Here is a 15,390-nt window from a genome sequence, read left to right on the forward strand (position 1 = left end):
TTAAAAGTAAAAAACTAGTCTTGCTCAAAGACGCAGTTTACGCCACTATCGAACAATGAAAGCAGGATCGCATTTGTATAAACGGCAGGGAGAACGCTGTGACAACTCACTCTATTGGATCGCAGATTTGTAGCACGATACCAAAAATTCATCATCCAATTAAGGTGCTTAACCTTGATGTACCTTATATGGCAGACCCTACTGATGCTTATTTTACACTCTGTGGTGATAGCCCTTGTCATCTATTACTAGAATCAGCCGAAGTCGATTCTAAACAAGATCTTAAAAGCTTATTATTAATAGATGCCGCCGTACGTATTGTCTGTCGTGGTAAAGAGGTTGTGTTAGAGGCTTTGTCTCATAATGGCCAACGTATTCTGTCTATTCTAAATAACCATCTCAAATCTGATATTAAAGCCACCCACTGCGCTGATACTTTACACTTATATTTTCCAACCCATGTTGAAGCGCTAGATGAAGACACTCGCCTACGTCAAACCTCATCTTTTGACGCATTACGACTGATTCAACAGGTCTTTGATACTGAAAATCATCCGCGCGATGCATTATTTATTGGTGGCTTATTTGCTTATGATTTAGTGGCTGACTTTGAACCCCTTGCCGAGGTTGATGCGGATAATAACTGTCCTGATTATATTTTCTATATTGCTGAGACATTATTGATTATCGATCACCAACATCAACAAGCCCATTTACAAGCGACCCTGTTTGACCATGATACTCCGTCAATTTGTGATGATCTTCAGCAGCGCTTAATCACTCTTAAAGCACATTGTCTTGCACCTCAAACCTTACCTGTTGCACCAGCTATCACCGCTTGCGTTCCTGTTCCAACGATAACGGATCATGACTTCAACCAAACCGTGGCGGCTTTAAAACAATTTGTTATTCGAGGCGATGTATTTCAAGTCGTACCCTCTCGACAATTTAAGCTACCGTGTCCCTCACCATTGAACGCATATAAGGCATTAAAAATTGGTAACCCGAGCCCGTATATGTTTTATCTGCATGATACTGACTTTACCTTATTTGGTGCCTCGCCAGAGAGCGCATTGAAATATTGCACCCAGTCTAACCAAGTTGAAATTTATCCAATTGCAGGTACACGTCAACGCGGCAAAAACAAAGATGGTTCCATTAATCTCGACCTTGATACGCGTATCGAACTAGAACTTCGCTGTGACACCAAAGAAAATGCTGAACACATGATGCTGGTTGATTTAGCCCGTAATGATGTTGCCCGTATTAGCCAAGCAGGAAGCCGCCACGTAGCTGATTTATTACATGTTGATCGTTATAGCCATGTGATGCATTTAGTGTCGCGAGTCGTGGGTCAATTGCGCCATGATCTTGATGCCCTACACGCTTATCAAGCTTGTATGAACATGGGAACGTTAACCGGCGCACCTAAAATTAGAGCCATGCAACTTATTCGTGAGGTTGAACAACGTCGCCGTGGTAGCTATGGCGGCGCTGTCGGTTATATAACTGGCCATGGAGATATGGATACCTGCATTGTGATCCGTTCCGCTTATGTCGAAAATGACATCGCAAGTGTTCAAGCGGGAGCTGGCGTGGTTTATGACTCCATACCACAAGCTGAAACGGATGAAACCAAATCAAAAGCACAAGCGGTAATCAATGCTATTCGTCACGCCCATCAAGGTTAAGGAGCACAAGATGACATTCACAAAAAATCACCATAATGCCCATATTGTGCTGTTAGATAATTTTGATTCATTTACATACAACCTTGTTGATCAATTTCGAAGCTTGGGCTTTCCCGTCACAATTTATCGTAATCATTTATCAGCGCAATATATTGAACACGCCTTACTTGAACACGATAACCCGATCTTAGTTTTATCACCGGGCCCAGGCGCACCAGCGGACGCGGGATCCATGCCAGAACTTATTCAACGAGTTAAAGGAAAAGTCCCAATATTAGGTATTTGTCTGGGTCATCAAGCGATTGTTGAAGCTTATGGTGGTACTGTCGCTGGTGCTGGCGATATAGTCCATGGTAAAGCCGCGATGATGACCCATAACCAACACCCTATTTTTGGTCAGCTCTCCAGCCCACTCGCCGTCGCCCGTTATCACTCTTTGATTGCAACCCATGTTCCTACCAACCTTGAAATAATTGCTGATGTAAATGGCTTAGTCATGGCAGTAGTTAATGAACACGATAAAGTCTGCGGCTTTCAATTTCACCCTGAATCTATCCTCACCATTCAAGGCGCAGAACTACTTACTCACACTCTGGCTTGGGTTATGAAAGCACCCACTACGGATCTAAATACTCATTAAGGAAGATGATGATGCACGCTACTATTTCTAGACTCGCAGATAAACTCTATGCCCAACACCCCTTGAGCGAAGAAGAAAGCCATCTTCTCTTTGATGCAATCATCAATGGTGAAGTTGAACCGATTGTATTATCTGCGGTATTAACAGCATTAAAAATCAAAGGTGAAACTCCCGCAGAAATTGCGGGCGCAGCGAAAGCTTTGGTTAAAAATGCTAATCCTTTTCCACGCCCGAATTATGACTTTGCGGATATTGTAGGTACTGGAGGCGATAGTGCCAATACCATCAACATCTCAACCACCGCCGCCTTCGTTGCTGCCGCCTGTGGGGTCAAAGTGGCTAAACATGGTAATCGTGGCGTTTCAAGTAAGTCAGGATCATCAGATCTATTAGATAAATTTGGAATTAATTTAGCGATGCCAGCTCAAACAGCACGCCAAGCATTAGATGATCTTGGCGTCTGTTTTTTATTTGCACCGGAATATCACCGTGGTGTACGTCATGCGATGCCAGTACGACAAACATTACAAACTCGCACTATTTTTAATGTCTTAGGCCCATTAATTAATCCAGCCAAACCTAATATTCAATTAATGGGGGTTTATGATATCGCTTTGGTTCGCCCTATTGCAGAAACCTTAGCAACCATGGGACTAAAACGTGCTGCGGTAGTACATGGTAGTGGGCTTGATGAAGTTGCCATACATGGTGAAACCCATGTTGCTGAAATCATTGATGGTGTTATTAACGAATATACCCTCACCCCCTCTGATTTTGGACTTCAGTGCTATCCCTTAGAAGCTATTCGTGGTGGTGAGCCAAATGAGAACCGTACCATTATTAAACAGATTATTACGGGAAAAGGAACACCAGCCCAAGAAAGTGCAATTGCGGTTAATGTTGCACTCTTATTGCGGCTTTTCGGTCAACAAGATCTTAAAGTAAACACCCAACAAGCAATTACGGCGATGCGCTCAGGCAGTGCTTATCAACTTGTTAAACAATTGGCTGCACGAGGTTAATCATGGAAACAGTACTGACTAAAATTATTGCAGATAAAAAAATCTGGGTCGATGAACGAAAAGAAGCACAGCCCCTCGCCAGTTTTCGCCACCAGCTTACGCCAAGTGATCGTGATTTCTACCACGCACTCGCAAATATTGACCACCAGGGATACCATCGTCCTGCATTTATTCTCGAATGTAAAAAAGCATCACCATCAAAAGGTTTAATCAGAGAAGACTTTAATTTAGATGATATTGCAGCAGTTTATAATCAATATGCCAGCGCTATTTCAGTATTAACTGATGAGAAATATTTTCAGGGGAATATTGCATTTTTACCCAAAGTTCGCAGCCAAGTTACTCAACCAATATTATGTAAAGACTTTATAATTGATAGTTACCAAGTTTATTTGGCGCGTCATTATCAAGCTGATGCCATTTTATTGATGCTATCGGTACTTGATGACGAACAATACCAAACACTTGCCGCTGTCGCTGAATCTCTTCAACTTGGCATTTTAACTGAAGTGAGTAATGATGTTGAGCTCACTCGCGCCATCAAACTCAACGCAAAAGTCGTCGGCATTAACAACCGTAATTTACGCGATTTAAGTATTGATTTAAATCGAACCAAACAGCTCGCGCCTGATTTACCGAAAGACACGATTATCATCTCTGAGTCCGGGATTTATACTCATCAACAAGTACGTGAACTTTCACCTTATGCTAACGGTTTTTTAATTGGCAGTTCATTAATGGCAGCTGATAACCTTGATTTAGCGGTTCGAAAAGTGTTGTTTGGTGAGCATAAGGTCTGCGGATTAACCTCAAATGAAGATGCTCATCATGCTTACCAGCAAGGAGCAACGTATGGAGGTTTAATTTTCGTGCCATCATCACCACGGGCAATTAATCTCGACCAAGCATTATCCATTACTGAATCAGTACCACTTGATTTTGTTGGTGTATTTCAAAATAGCCCATTAACAGATGTTATTAATACAGCCGCAACCTTAGCTTTAACAGCTGTGCAATTACACGGTAATGAATCACCACAATATATTGCACAATTACGTGAACAACTACCTGTTACCTGCCAGATATGGAAAGTCCATTCCATCACTGATAGCGTCCCCGACCTTTCGCAATGGTCAGTCGATAAACATCTGTTTGACAGTAAAGTTGAAGGAAAATGTGGCGGTACAGGGGTTACCTTTGATTGGTCTTTAATTACTCTTGAGAATAGATCAAACAGCTTACTTGCTGGTGGACTAACCCCAGATAATGTACTCCATGCAGCCTCGCTTGGTTTTAGCGGCTTAGATTTAAACTCTGGCGTAGAAAGTGCACCAGGTAAAAAGGATCCCCATAAATTAGCGGCAGCCTTTGCGGCAATCAAACACATTAAGGACAATAAATAATCATGAGTAAATTGAATGCTTACTTTGGTGAATTTGGTGGTCAATATGTCCCTCAAATTCTAGTGCCAGCTTTAGATCAACTTGAGAATGCTTTTATTGAAGCGCAACAAGATCCACAATTTCAACAACAGTTTATAACGTTATTAAAAGAGTATGCAGGACGACCAACCGCGTTAACGCTATGCCAAAATTTAACCCAAGGCACAAAAACCAAGCTTTATCTAAAACGAGAAGATCTACTCCATGGTGGTGCACATAAAACTAATCAAGTTTTAGGCCAAGCTTTACTTGCGCAACGTATGGGTAAAACTGAAATCATTGCAGAAACAGGGGCAGGTCAACATGGTGTGGCAACAGCATTAGCTTGTGCGTTACTCGGGTTAAAATGCCGTATTTATATGGGTGCAAAAGATATTGAACGTCAAAGTCCAAATGTCTTTAGAATGAAATTAATGGGCGCAACAGTCATTCCAGTAACGTCAGGATCATCTACTTTAAAAGATGCCTGCAATGAAGCAATGCGCGATTGGTCAGCTAGCTATGACAAAGCTCATTACTTATTAGGTACTGCTGCTGGTCCTCACCCATTCCCAACTATCGTACGTGAATTTCAAAAAATCATTGGTGAAGAAACCAAGACCCAAATTATCGCAAAAGAAGGCCGCTTGCCTGATGCCGTGATTGCCTGTGTTGGTGGTGGCTCAAATGCGATTGGCATGTTTGCTGATTTTATCGAAGAAAGTCATGTCCGTTTAATTGGCGTTGAGCCCGCAGGAAAAGGATTAGATACCGACATGCATGGCGCACCACTAAAGCACGGTAAGCTCGGCATTTTCTTTGGAATGAAAGCACCATTAATGCAAGATGAACATGGTCAAGTTGAAGAGTCTTACTCCATATCAGCAGGTTTAGACTTTCCTTCTGTTGGCCCTCAACATGCTCACCTTAACGCCACTGGTCGCGCAGAATATGGGGCAGTTACCGATGATGAAGCATTAGAAGCATTTCAACTATTAGCCCGAAAAGAAGGCATTATTCCGGCACTTGAGTCTGCCCATGCATTGGCTTACGCATTAAAAATGATCGCTGATGAGCCAGAAAAAGAGCAATTATTAGTAGTTAACCTTTCTGGGCGTGGTGATAAAGATATTTTCACAGTGCATGATATTTTAACGGCAAAAGGAATTTTATAATGGATCGTTATCACAACCTATTTACTCAACTAAGTGTTCGTAATGAAGGTGCTTTCGTTCCTTTTGTTACTCTTGGTGATCCCACCCCTCAACGCTCAATGGATATCATCGACACCTTAGTTGCCGCAGGGGCTGATGCTCTCGAATTAGGAATCCCTTTTTCTGATCCATTGGCTGATGGCCCAACAATTCAAGGTGCCAATATTCGTGCTCTTGCAGCAAAAACTACCCCAACTATCTGTTTTGAAATGTTAACCAAGATTCGCGCTAAATATCCAGAATTACCAATCGGATTGTTAATGTACGCCAATTTAGTGTTTGCAGCAGGAATTGATAGTTTTTATCGTCGTTGCGCTGAGGCTGGGGTTGATTCAGTATTAATTGCTGATGTGCCTGTAAATGCTTCACACGAATTTAGAATGGCAGCAGAAACACATGCCATCCACCCTATTTTTATCGCGCCACCAAATGCTAATAATGAGACGCTAAAAACAGTATCAGAACTTGGTGGTGGTTATACTTACCTACTATCACGAGCAGGAGTCACAGGGGCTGAAACAAAAGCAGAAATGCCCATTGAACCCCTTTTAGCTTACTTAAAGGCTCACAGTGCGCCTCCGGCACTACTTGGATTTGGCATTTCAACCCCAGAACAAGTTAAAGCGGCGGTGAGTGCTGGTGCTGCTGGAGCAATTTCAGGCTCTGCTGTCGTTAATATTATTGAACACAACCTCAATGATCATTCCGTAATGCTTAAAAAATTAAGCACTTTTATTCGTACGATGAAATCAGCAACACTGTATTAATCAATACGGTTTAAGCAATACGGTTTAGCAATATAGCTTTAATGATCGAGCAAAGAATAAATCGCTACCTGTGCAACTAGGTAGCTTTTTTTCATTCAGGGCTTGGAACAGGTATACTCTGGCTAATTATTTTTAATGAGCTTGCATCAATGAAGCAATTGATAGAATTTATTCCGTTACTGATCTTTTTTGTATTATTTAAAACCAACGGCATTTTTGTCGCAACAGGCGCGTTGATTGTCACAACAGCAATCCAATTAATCGTTACATGGGTTATCTATAAAAAAATAGAAAAAATGCAACTAATCACCTTTGCTATGGTAGCTATCTTTGGTGGTTTAACGTTATTTCTACATGATGAAAATTTCATTAAATGGAAAGTAACGATTATCTATGGTCTATTTGCTCTCGCACTGCTTATTAGCCAATTAATGCATAAGCCATTAATTAAATCGATGTTAGGCAAAGAAATGACTCTGCCTGAGAACGTCTGGTTACGTATCAATCTAGCATGGACGGTATTTTTTGTTGTTTGTGCTATTGTAAACATTTATATTGCATTCAATTTCCCGCTTGATGTTTGGGTGGATTTCAAGGTATTTGGTTTGTTGGCACTAACATTACTCTTTACCTTCGCTACGGGTGGCTATATTTATCGCCACTTACCTAAAAGCCCTGATGATAAATAAAGTTGTATAACTGATGACTACTGAAAACAATATCCCTCGTGGACAGCTTCTACTACGTACATTAGCGATGCCTGCCGACACCAATGCAAATGGTGATATTTTTGGTGGTTGGATCATGTCGCAACTAGATTTAGCTGGTGCTATTTTAGCCAAAGAGATCTCTCACGGCCGAGTTGTTACCGTTTCTGTTGATAAAATAGAGTTTAAAGCTCCCGTTGGTGTTGGTGATGTGGTTTGTTGCTACGGTGAATGTAAACGTATCGGTAATACATCAATGAGTGTAGGTCTTGAGGTCTGGGTGAAAACGGTAGCTATTGATGGCGTTGGTGAACGTTATCGCGTTTGTGAGGCAACATTTAATTATGTCGCAATCAATAGCGAAGGTCGTCCACGCAAAATTGAAGTCGTACAATAATCGCTGTAAATAAAAAGCACTTAATAAACAATAAGCACTGACTAAGGTTGGTGCTTTTTATTATTTGCTCAAATCTACTTGTCCACTCTCAATATTTAGTTAGTATGGTGGCATACTAAAAACAACACGAAACGTTATTCGTGATGTAAACCATAACTAAATAGGGAACGCCTGATATGTGGTATGTGATTTTTTCTCAAGATGTTGAAAATAGTCTAGAACGTCGTATGAGCGTACGTGAGCAACACTTAGCACGTCTAAAAGAACTTCAACAACAAGATCGATTATTAGTCGCGGGGCCAATGCCAGCTATTGATAATGAAAATCCAGGTGAGGCCGGTTTTACTGGCTCAACCGTTATTGCTGATTTTGAATCGCTAGCACAAGCACAACAATGGGCAAATGCTGATCCGTATATTGATGCGGGCGTCTACGCAAATGTTATTGTAAAACCATTTAAAAAAGTCTTACCTTAAATATATTCAGGATCAACTTGTGAACCTAACGACAACAAAAAAATGGCTCGTTACAGCTTTAGGTCTATTTATTCTTGGTGGCTGTGCATCACATGATCAACAAATGGTTGCAGAATCACTAGCACAATCACGAGCAGCAGCCATTGATAGTAAAGCACCCTATCCAAAAATTGATGCTTACCAAATAACTCAAGCCTATGCGAGTAAGAATACGGTAAAAATCAATATTATTTATGGTGGTAATGGGCGCGTAAAACCCACCGCGGCGATAAAAATGGCCAGTACCAATTACTGTAATAATGCTGAATTAATACCTTTATTTAAACATGGGGTTAATTATTTAATTACTATTCGCGATGTTAGCGGTCGACAATTAGTCTCACAAACGCTTTCAGAAGAATATTGTGAATCACTAAAATAAGCGGCACCGTCTATTATAAAAATCCCTAACCAATGAATTGCTCGATATTATTGAGCATTGCTGGTTAGGGCTTTTTTTTTACATTCAGCTATAGCTACTCAACCGGTATACTTTCAACGTCAATCGCATCGTTAATCTGTACTTCAAATGCTCGTAACCGTTTATAAATCGACATTAATTCAACAATCGTACTCCATGAATGTACCAAAAATTGAAATGATTCTTCTACTTTTCCAAAAGCTCTAAGTATTTGTTGTAATACACCCAAGGTTAATGCTCCTGAAATAATAGCAGGGCCCAGTGCAATGTAAGGAACAATCACGGTATATTGAATATATGACCACTTTGCAATATCAAAATATAAATAATGCCGATAAAGATTAAAGTAATTTTTGCGAACATTAAAAAAGAGGTCTTTAACAGTTTCTGGTTTTGCTCGCTGTGGATTATCTTCACCAAACACCAATTCTTTACGATAAGCCGCTTCTACTTTTTGATTTTTAAACTCTAAACCAGGTAAACGGATACCAACAATAGCCAATAATACGGTGCCAAATAATGCCGAGATAATTGCTAAATAGACTAACGACCGATCAACACTACCTATCCATGGTAATTCAGTAACATTCTCACTTAATGTCCACAGAATAGGTAAAAACGCCACTAACGTCATCAAGGAACGCATAAAGCTCACTCCAAGACTTTCGACAATACGCGCAAAACGCATCGTATCTTCTTGAACCCGTTGCGAAGCTCCCTCTATATGGCTAATTTTATCCCAATGCTTCATGTAATAATCGTTCATTGCAGTACGCCAACGAAAGACATAATGACGAACAAAGAAATCGAGAATAACGGCAATAATGATATATACAGACACAATATTGAAGAACTCAATACATCCTGCTAAAAACTCATCAAATGTCACGGCATTGGGCTTAGCTAATGCTTTTTGAATGAGATCATAAAAACTGCCAAACCATTCATTCACTTCTACGTCTATCTGCACTTTATACCAAGTAACATATAAAATGATGGCACTACCTACAATCGACCATAAAAACCACCGACGATCGAGAAAGAACGATTTAAACATAACTACACATCCTTAATGTATTTGGATTGAGTGCACCCCTTGCACTACGAATAGAATCCATAGACCTTATTGTTAATCACTTATTTCAAGTATTTGCCACCGAACACAAAAACGCAACACAGTGACCACAATAAAGGTCATATAATTCATTATAATAAACAAATTACTCCTAATTTTAGATAAAAAAATCCCTTATTTACTCCGAACTAAAACTAGTAGAGTCGATAAGGGATAGTTATTTTAGCGGTTTATATAATCGCTATAAACTTAGCACTGACGCTCAAAAACTAAGGCTTTCAGCCCTGCTTCTGGTTCAATATCAGCAAATTCAGCGGGATTGTCTAACCGATGAGAGAACACCATATCAGGTGCTTCAACAGCCATGCCATCAATTAAAAATTGACTGGTTAACGTCGGATCATTAACACAAGCTAAAACAATACCATCAGTGGTTAATAATTCAGGTAAACGACGTAAAATCTTTTGGTAATCTTTGGTCAGCGCAAAACTGCCTTTTTGAAATGATGGCGGATCAATAATGATTAAATCATAAGGACCCATCTTGCGAACCTTGCCCCATGACTTAAATAATTCATGGCCTAAGAAGCTTACTTTCTTCAAATCATGGTTATTTAGATGATGGTTATCACGCCCACGACTTAACGCTGCTTTTGCCATATCAAGATTAACAACATAGTCTGCGCCACCAGCAATCGCGGCCACAGAAAAGCCACAAGTATAAGCAAATAAATTTAGTACTCGCTTACCTGCTGCATGCTCACGTACCCAATCACGACCATAACGCATATCTAAAAACAGACCGTTATTTTGATTACGCCCTAAATCTAACTTATATGTTAAACCACTTTCAATAACATCTTGATAGTCAGAGCTTTGTCCCCACACTACATCCATCGGCGAACCTTGACGATCTCGATGTTGCAGTAATAAAGAACGTGCTCCACTTGCTTGCCAAATCTCTGTTTGTGTTAATGCTGTCAACAAATCCGTTAATGCTTGCATAAAATCAGCATCAGGCTCTTTGAATAAGGAAACCAGTACTTGACCTTGAAGCCAATCAACAGTGATTTGTTCTAGCCCAAGCCAACAGCGACCGCGGCCATGAAACAATCGGCGAACTTCTGACGGTGGTGTCGCTAAAGCCGTTAATAAATGGGCTTCTAAAGTAGGTAAAGCGCTAATTTCCATAACATCATTCAAAGTAGTCAATTAAGGCGGGCTATTCTATACGTTGATCCTCAGAATACCAACCGCAGGATAAAATAGAATCATTTACTGATGTTGTGCACGTAATACATATTCGACTGAATAATCGATAAGGCTTGTGGAATGTAAGGTTAGTGTTGCTGATGAAGAAATAAAATGACGCGGGGTTGTTTCAGGTAATATTAAATATTGTTGGGCACGATTTCGACGATGATGTGATTGACGTTTTTGTTGAGAAACTCGCATTTTTAACGTACGTGAATGAGCACTGCGCATTGTAAACCTCTAACTAATACATTCTCTGCCATAGTATAAGTTATCAATACTAAAAAGAAATGCACATCCACGTTTTATCAATCAACCGCTCACAATATACCCAATAAGTATCTAATTGTATGTGTTTAAATCATGATATTACTTTTTATTGGCTAATACAGGCCATGATAACGTCCAAGGCTGCTGCCATTCGGTTAATGCCAGCTCAGCTTCTGCTGTCGACCATAATTGCCCTACACTTGGTAAACATAAAAATTGTTGTAATTCACCTTGATAGGGGAAACGTAAACCATATGCGTGTAAATAGCCGCGATCTGCCGCCTCATTACCATAAATATCATCACCAGTAATACCAGAACCGACACTACGCAATGCCACTCGAATTTGATGCGTTTTACCAGTATGTGGTTTGCACAAAAATATTCGACGCCCCTCGCCTGCCGCTGCTGAGAAAAATTGAGTAATGGCAGGATTTTCTTTAGTTGTTTCTAGCTTCCAACTACTACGACGTGAACGGGTCATATCACCAATCACAACACCTTGTTTTTTCTTTGGCTTTTTAGTACCAATCGCCACATAAAACTTCTCAACTCGACGATCAGCAAAATTAGCACATAGTGCAGCGGCTGCCGTTTTATTGCGCCCAAGTAGCAATAACCCTGACGTCATTTTATCAAGTCGATGAATAAGATACAGTTTTTCATCGCCAGTTTGCTCAGCAACAGCGGCAAGTAATGGCTGCTCATTATCATCTTTATGAACACTGATCCCGGGGTGTTTATTAATAACTAAGAAATCAGAGTGCTGGTAAACAAGATCAAACATAATTGAACATAACGCCTTTACGGTACAAAGATGCCGCGAGTATAACCAGCCACTAAAAAAAGAAAAGTATTAAGGTTAAAGTTATAACAGCACATCATATTTAATCATGACTTCAAGTAATTAAATATCATCATATATCTCTTTTATTCCCTTACTTTTTTATATTAAAAATGGTAATGCTTCCTCAAAAATAGTCTTGATAAATAAACATAAGTATTAAAGAGCACTGAATATTAGGTTTTTTTTTCGTTTCAATGCACTATATATACAAATTGTATTTATATATTGATGAAGTTATTTGATGGAACAGTTTTATCAAATCTTAACGTGGATTGGCATCTTTGCCTATTGGTTGCTAATTGCATCAGTCACTGTCCGCGTCGTCTTTAAACGCCGAGCTGTTGGTGTGTCTCTCGCATGGATGATGATTATTTATATCGTTCCCATTGGCGGTGTTATTGCATACCTGTTATTTGGCGAATTAAATCTTGGAAAAAAACGTGCTGAACGCGCTCGAGAGATGTTTTTTCCTTTTGCAAGTTGGTTTCAATGTCTGACTGATTGTCCTGATCATCAACCACAAAATATGAGTGATGTGGCAAAACCAATTAGCGACCTGTGTGAAAACCGTCTTGGTTTGCCTGGATTAGTCGGTAATCAACTATCATTAAAATCATCAACTGATGAAATTTTACGATCGCTTATTTCTGATATTAATAACGCTCAACATGCAATCCACCTAGAATTTTACATTTGGTATCCTGGCGGTCTTGCTGATGAAGTCGGTGTCGCTCTAATTAAAGCCGCAAAACGTGGTATTAGAATTCGAGTATTGCTTGATTCAGCAGGGAGTATGCGTTTTTTCCGTTCTCATTGGCCGAAATTACTCCGTGGTGCAGGCATTGAGCTTGTAGAAGCACTTGCTGTATCACCTTTTCGTATGTTCTTACGCCGTTTAGATTTACGTCAACACCGTAAAATAGTCGTTATTGATGATAATATTGCTTATACAGGTTCAATGAACTTAGTTGATCCGGCGTTCTTTAAAGTCGATGCTGGTGTCGGCCAGTGGGTCGATGTTATGGTCAGGATCAGCGGTCCTACTGTTTCGGTACTTAATTGTATTCAAGCGTGGGATTGGGAAGTTGAAACGGGGCAACGGTTTTTACCTCCGCTACCAACTTGCAAAATATTGACTGAAGATGAACCTGAATATGACACCGTACAAGTGATCCCCTCAGGTCCGGGTATGCCCGATGATATTATTCATCAAGTATTACTGCTAAGTATTTATCAAGCAAAGAAAAGTATTGTTATCACCACACCTTACTTTGTGCCAAGTGAACACTTATTACATGCGATGAAAGGTGCTGCAGAACGTAATATTGCGGTTCATATTGTGCTACCAAATAAAAATGATTCGACCATGGTTGAATGGGCTAGCCGTTCTTTCTTTAGTGATTTATTAAAATCAGGGGTACATATTCATCGCTTTCATGGTGGCCTATTACACACTAAATCAGTTGTAATTGATGATACGCACTGTTTAATTGGTACGGTTAACCTTGATATGCGCAGTTTATGGCTCAATTTTGAAGTCACCATGGCGGTGGATAATCTTGAATTTACGCATAAGCTGAGCCAATTACAGCAAAGTTACATTGCAAACTCAGAACCGGTAGATAAAGAACAATGGGAAAAACGCTCGGTACGTAATAAGTTTGGTGAACGCTTCTTCTACATGTTTAGTCCATTATTATAAGGCGGTTAATGTACTGCGATCCTATTCCTTAAGTCGTCATCTTTTAAAAGAGATCCCTATCGCCCTTGAGGGGGTTCGTAGGGAATGACGGAAGAGGTCATGACGGTAGGTACATTACATTAAGTCTAAAACTTATCATGATTAGTCTAACTCAATGATAGTTTAATGATAAAAACAAAAACGCCTCAACTAGTGAGGCGTTTTTTATACATATTGATAGCGAGTATTAGTATCAATAATATCGACGATTACATTGCAGCCATAAAGATTTGTGAAATTTCTTCATGTGTAGCTTGTTTAGGGTTAGTAAAACCACACGCATCTTTCAGTGCATTATCAGCTAACAATGAAATATCTTCAGCCTTCACATTAAGATCTTTTAAGCCAGCAGGAATACCAACATCTTGTGATAACGCCATAATTGCATCAATTGCAGCGTCTGCGCCTTGCTGTGGTGTCATCTCACTTACATTCACACCCATCGCTGCAGCAACATCACGTAAACGCTCAGGACAAACTTGTGCGTTATAACGTTGAACATGTGGCAACAATACAGCGTTACATACGCCGTGTGGTAGATTATAAAAACCACCCAACTGGTGCGCCATTGCATGAACATAACCTAGCGACGCATTGTTAAATGCCATACCCGCCATAAATTGCGCATAAGCCATTTGCTCACGTGCATTTAAGTTTTGACCATCTTTAACTGCTGTACGTAAGTTAGCTTCAATCAATTCAATCGCTTTAATAGCAACAGCATCTGTAATTGGTGTTGCAGCAATAGAAACATAAGCCTCAATAGCATGAGTTAATGCATCCATACCTGTTGCAGCCGTTAGTGACGCAGGTTTAGCTAGCATTAATTTAGGATCATTAACTGACATTAATGGCGTGGTATTTTTATCCACAATCGCCATTTTAATGTGACGCGCTTCATCAGTAATAATACAGAAACGTGTCATTTCAGAAGCAGTACCAGCGGTTGTATTAATTGCTACAACAGGTAATTGTGGTTTTGCAGAACGATCAACACCTTCGTAATCACCAATTTGACCACCATTCGCAGCTAGTAATGCAATACCTTTTGCACAATCATGAGGTGAACCCCCACCTAATGAAATAACAAAGTCACAACCGTTGTCTTTTAACAGTGTTAAGCCTTGATCAACATTCGTAATGGTTGGATTTGGTTGAGTACCAGCGTAAACAACTGAATCGATACCACGCTCAGTTAATAGCACTGCAACTTGCGTAACAACACCAATTTCGTTTAAGACTTTATCCGTTACAATTAATGCTTTCTTAAAACCGTGAGCCTTAATTGCATCAGCCGCTTCTGTTAAACAACCTGCGCCCATAAAGTTAACACTTGGAATGTAAAATGCACTGCTCATAATAACTTACCTTATTTTTCAAATACTCATTATTAAATATGTCTCATTCTA

At 39.9% G+C, this 15,390-nt stretch carries 16 protein-coding genes; 11 read left to right on the forward strand and 5 right to left on the reverse strand.

The annotated features are described in order from the left end of the window. The first annotated feature begins 188 nt into the window (after positions 1–188). From OC457_RS09205 to gspS2, 10 genes are all read left to right on the forward strand, one after another. Positions 189–1,691: an anthranilate synthase component 1 gene (locus OC457_RS09205; protein WP_080173330.1), complete on the forward strand. Its 1,503-nt coding sequence runs from the start codon at positions 189–191 to the stop codon at positions 1,689–1,691. 10 nt (positions 1,692–1,701) lie between these two features. Next, on the forward strand, positions 1,702–2,331 hold the full coding sequence (locus tag OC457_RS09210) for an aminodeoxychorismate/anthranilate synthase component II (protein ID WP_080173123.1): 630 nt from the start codon (positions 1,702–1,704) through the stop codon (positions 2,329–2,331). Positions 2,332–2,342: 11 nt separating this feature from the next. After that, entirely contained in the window at positions 2,343–3,353 is a 1,011-nt protein-coding gene (gene trpD / locus OC457_RS09215) for an anthranilate phosphoribosyltransferase (protein ID WP_080173122.1), read from the forward strand. A gap of 2 nt (positions 3,354–3,355) precedes the next feature. Then, entirely contained in the window at positions 3,356–4,756 is a 1,401-nt protein-coding gene (trpCF, locus tag OC457_RS09220) for a bifunctional indole-3-glycerol-phosphate synthase TrpC/phosphoribosylanthranilate isomerase TrpF (RefSeq protein ID WP_080173121.1), read from the forward strand. Between the two features lie 2 nt (positions 4,757–4,758). After that, positions 4,759–5,949, forward strand: coding sequence for a tryptophan synthase subunit beta (trpB, locus tag OC457_RS09225; RefSeq protein ID WP_080173120.1), 1,191 nt, complete (start codon positions 4,759–4,761; stop codon positions 5,947–5,949). Then, complete coding sequence (trpA, locus tag OC457_RS09230) at positions 5,949–6,755, forward strand: tryptophan synthase subunit alpha (protein ID WP_080173119.1); 807 nt, start codon at positions 5,949–5,951, stop codon at positions 6,753–6,755. Before trpB ends, trpA begins: the two co-directional genes overlap by 1 nt. A gap of 149 nt (positions 6,756–6,904) precedes the next feature. Continuing rightward, a complete protein-coding gene (locus tag OC457_RS09235; protein WP_080173118.1) occupies positions 6,905–7,444 on the forward strand; it encodes a septation protein A in 540 nt (179 codons plus the stop codon). Positions 7,445–7,457: 13 nt separating this feature from the next. Further along, positions 7,458–7,859 (forward strand): acyl-CoA thioester hydrolase YciA, encoded by a 402-nt coding sequence (yciA, locus tag OC457_RS09240; RefSeq protein ID WP_080173117.1) that lies wholly within the window; start codon positions 7,458–7,460, stop codon positions 7,857–7,859. Between the two features lie 176 nt (positions 7,860–8,035). Next, positions 8,036–8,335, forward strand: coding sequence for a YciI family protein (locus OC457_RS09245; RefSeq protein ID WP_080173116.1), 300 nt, complete (start codon positions 8,036–8,038; stop codon positions 8,333–8,335). A 19-nt stretch (positions 8,336–8,354) separates the two neighbouring features. Continuing rightward, positions 8,355–8,756 (forward strand): type II secretion system pilot lipoprotein GspS-beta, encoded by a 402-nt coding sequence (gene gspS2 / locus OC457_RS09250; protein ID WP_080173115.1) that lies wholly within the window; start codon positions 8,355–8,357, stop codon positions 8,754–8,756. A 94-nt stretch (positions 8,757–8,850) separates the two neighbouring features. Here gspS2 and sbmA read toward each other — a convergent pair whose 3' ends face one another. The 4 genes from sbmA to OC457_RS09270 form a co-directional block, all read right to left on the reverse strand. Further along, the gene (gene sbmA, locus OC457_RS09255) at positions 8,851–9,852 is read right to left on the reverse strand and encodes a peptide antibiotic transporter SbmA (RefSeq protein ID WP_080173114.1); all 1,002 of its coding nucleotides are present in this window, start codon (positions 9,850–9,852) and stop codon (positions 8,851–8,853) included. A 267-nt stretch (positions 9,853–10,119) separates the two neighbouring features. Further along, positions 10,120–11,061: a class I SAM-dependent methyltransferase gene (locus OC457_RS09260; protein ID WP_080173113.1), complete on the reverse strand. Its 942-nt coding sequence runs from the start codon at positions 11,059–11,061 to the stop codon at positions 10,120–10,122. Positions 11,062–11,145: 84 nt separating this feature from the next. Then, positions 11,146–11,355 carry a hypothetical protein gene (locus tag OC457_RS09265; protein WP_080173112.1) on the reverse strand — a complete coding sequence of 70 codons (210 nt, stop codon included), beginning with the start codon at positions 11,353–11,355 and terminating at the stop codon, positions 11,146–11,148. Between the two features lie 138 nt (positions 11,356–11,493). After that, positions 11,494–12,180, reverse strand: a complete 687-nt coding sequence (locus OC457_RS09270) for a TIGR01621 family pseudouridine synthase (protein ID WP_080173111.1) — start codon at positions 12,178–12,180, stop codon at positions 11,494–11,496. A gap of 301 nt (positions 12,181–12,481) precedes the next feature. On the opposite strand from OC457_RS09270, the gene cls reads away from it, so the two are divergent. Next, positions 12,482–13,942, forward strand: coding sequence for a cardiolipin synthase (gene cls / locus OC457_RS09275; protein WP_080173110.1), 1,461 nt, complete (start codon positions 12,482–12,484; stop codon positions 13,940–13,942). 248 nt (positions 13,943–14,190) lie between these two features. Here the strand turns inward: cls and yiaY are convergent, their stop codons facing one another. Beyond that, entirely contained in the window at positions 14,191–15,339 is a 1,149-nt protein-coding gene (gene yiaY / locus OC457_RS09280) for an L-threonine dehydrogenase (protein ID WP_080173109.1), read from the reverse strand. Between the last annotated feature and the right edge of the window lie 51 nt (positions 15,340–15,390).

The organism is Photobacterium toruni (assembly GCF_024529955.1).
Taxonomy (GTDB): Bacteria; Pseudomonadota; Gammaproteobacteria; order Enterobacterales; family Vibrionaceae; genus Photobacterium; species Photobacterium toruni.

Coding starts and splice junctions, on each gene's coding strand:
- OC457_RS09265 (WP_080173112.1), bottom strand. CDS start 11,355: ATGCGCAGTGCTCATTCACGTACGTTAAAAATGCGAGTTTCTCAACAA.
- trpB (WP_080173120.1), top strand. CDS start 4,759: ATGAGTAAATTGAATGCTTACTTTGGTGAATTTGGTGGTCAATATGTC.
- OC457_RS09235 (WP_080173118.1), top strand. CDS start 6,905: ATGAAGCAATTGATAGAATTTATTCCGTTACTGATCTTTTTTGTATTA.
- cls (WP_080173110.1), top strand. CDS start 12,482: ATGGAACAGTTTTATCAAATCTTAACGTGGATTGGCATCTTTGCCTAT.
- OC457_RS09270 (WP_080173111.1), bottom strand. CDS start 12,180: ATGTTTGATCTTGTTTACCAGCACTCTGATTTCTTAGTTATTAATAAA.
- OC457_RS09260 (WP_080173113.1), bottom strand. CDS start 11,061: ATGGAAATTAGCGCTTTACCTACTTTAGAAGCCCATTTATTAACGGCT.
- OC457_RS09205 (WP_080173330.1), top strand. CDS start 189: ATGGCAGACCCTACTGATGCTTATTTTACACTCTGTGGTGATAGCCCT.
- OC457_RS09210 (WP_080173123.1), top strand. CDS start 1,702: ATGACATTCACAAAAAATCACCATAATGCCCATATTGTGCTGTTAGAT.
- yiaY (WP_080173109.1), bottom strand. CDS start 15,339: ATGAGCAGTGCATTTTACATTCCAAGTGTTAACTTTATGGGCGCAGGT.
- sbmA (WP_080173114.1), bottom strand. CDS start 9,852: ATGTTTAAATCGTTCTTTCTCGATCGTCGGTGGTTTTTATGGTCGATT.
- yciA (WP_080173117.1), top strand. CDS start 7,458: ATGACTACTGAAAACAATATCCCTCGTGGACAGCTTCTACTACGTACA.
- trpA (WP_080173119.1), top strand. CDS start 5,949: ATGGATCGTTATCACAACCTATTTACTCAACTAAGTGTTCGTAATGAA.
- trpD (WP_080173122.1), top strand. CDS start 2,343: ATGCACGCTACTATTTCTAGACTCGCAGATAAACTCTATGCCCAACAC.
- OC457_RS09245 (WP_080173116.1), top strand. CDS start 8,036: ATGTGGTATGTGATTTTTTCTCAAGATGTTGAAAATAGTCTAGAACGT.
- trpCF (WP_080173121.1), top strand. CDS start 3,356: ATGGAAACAGTACTGACTAAAATTATTGCAGATAAAAAAATCTGGGTC.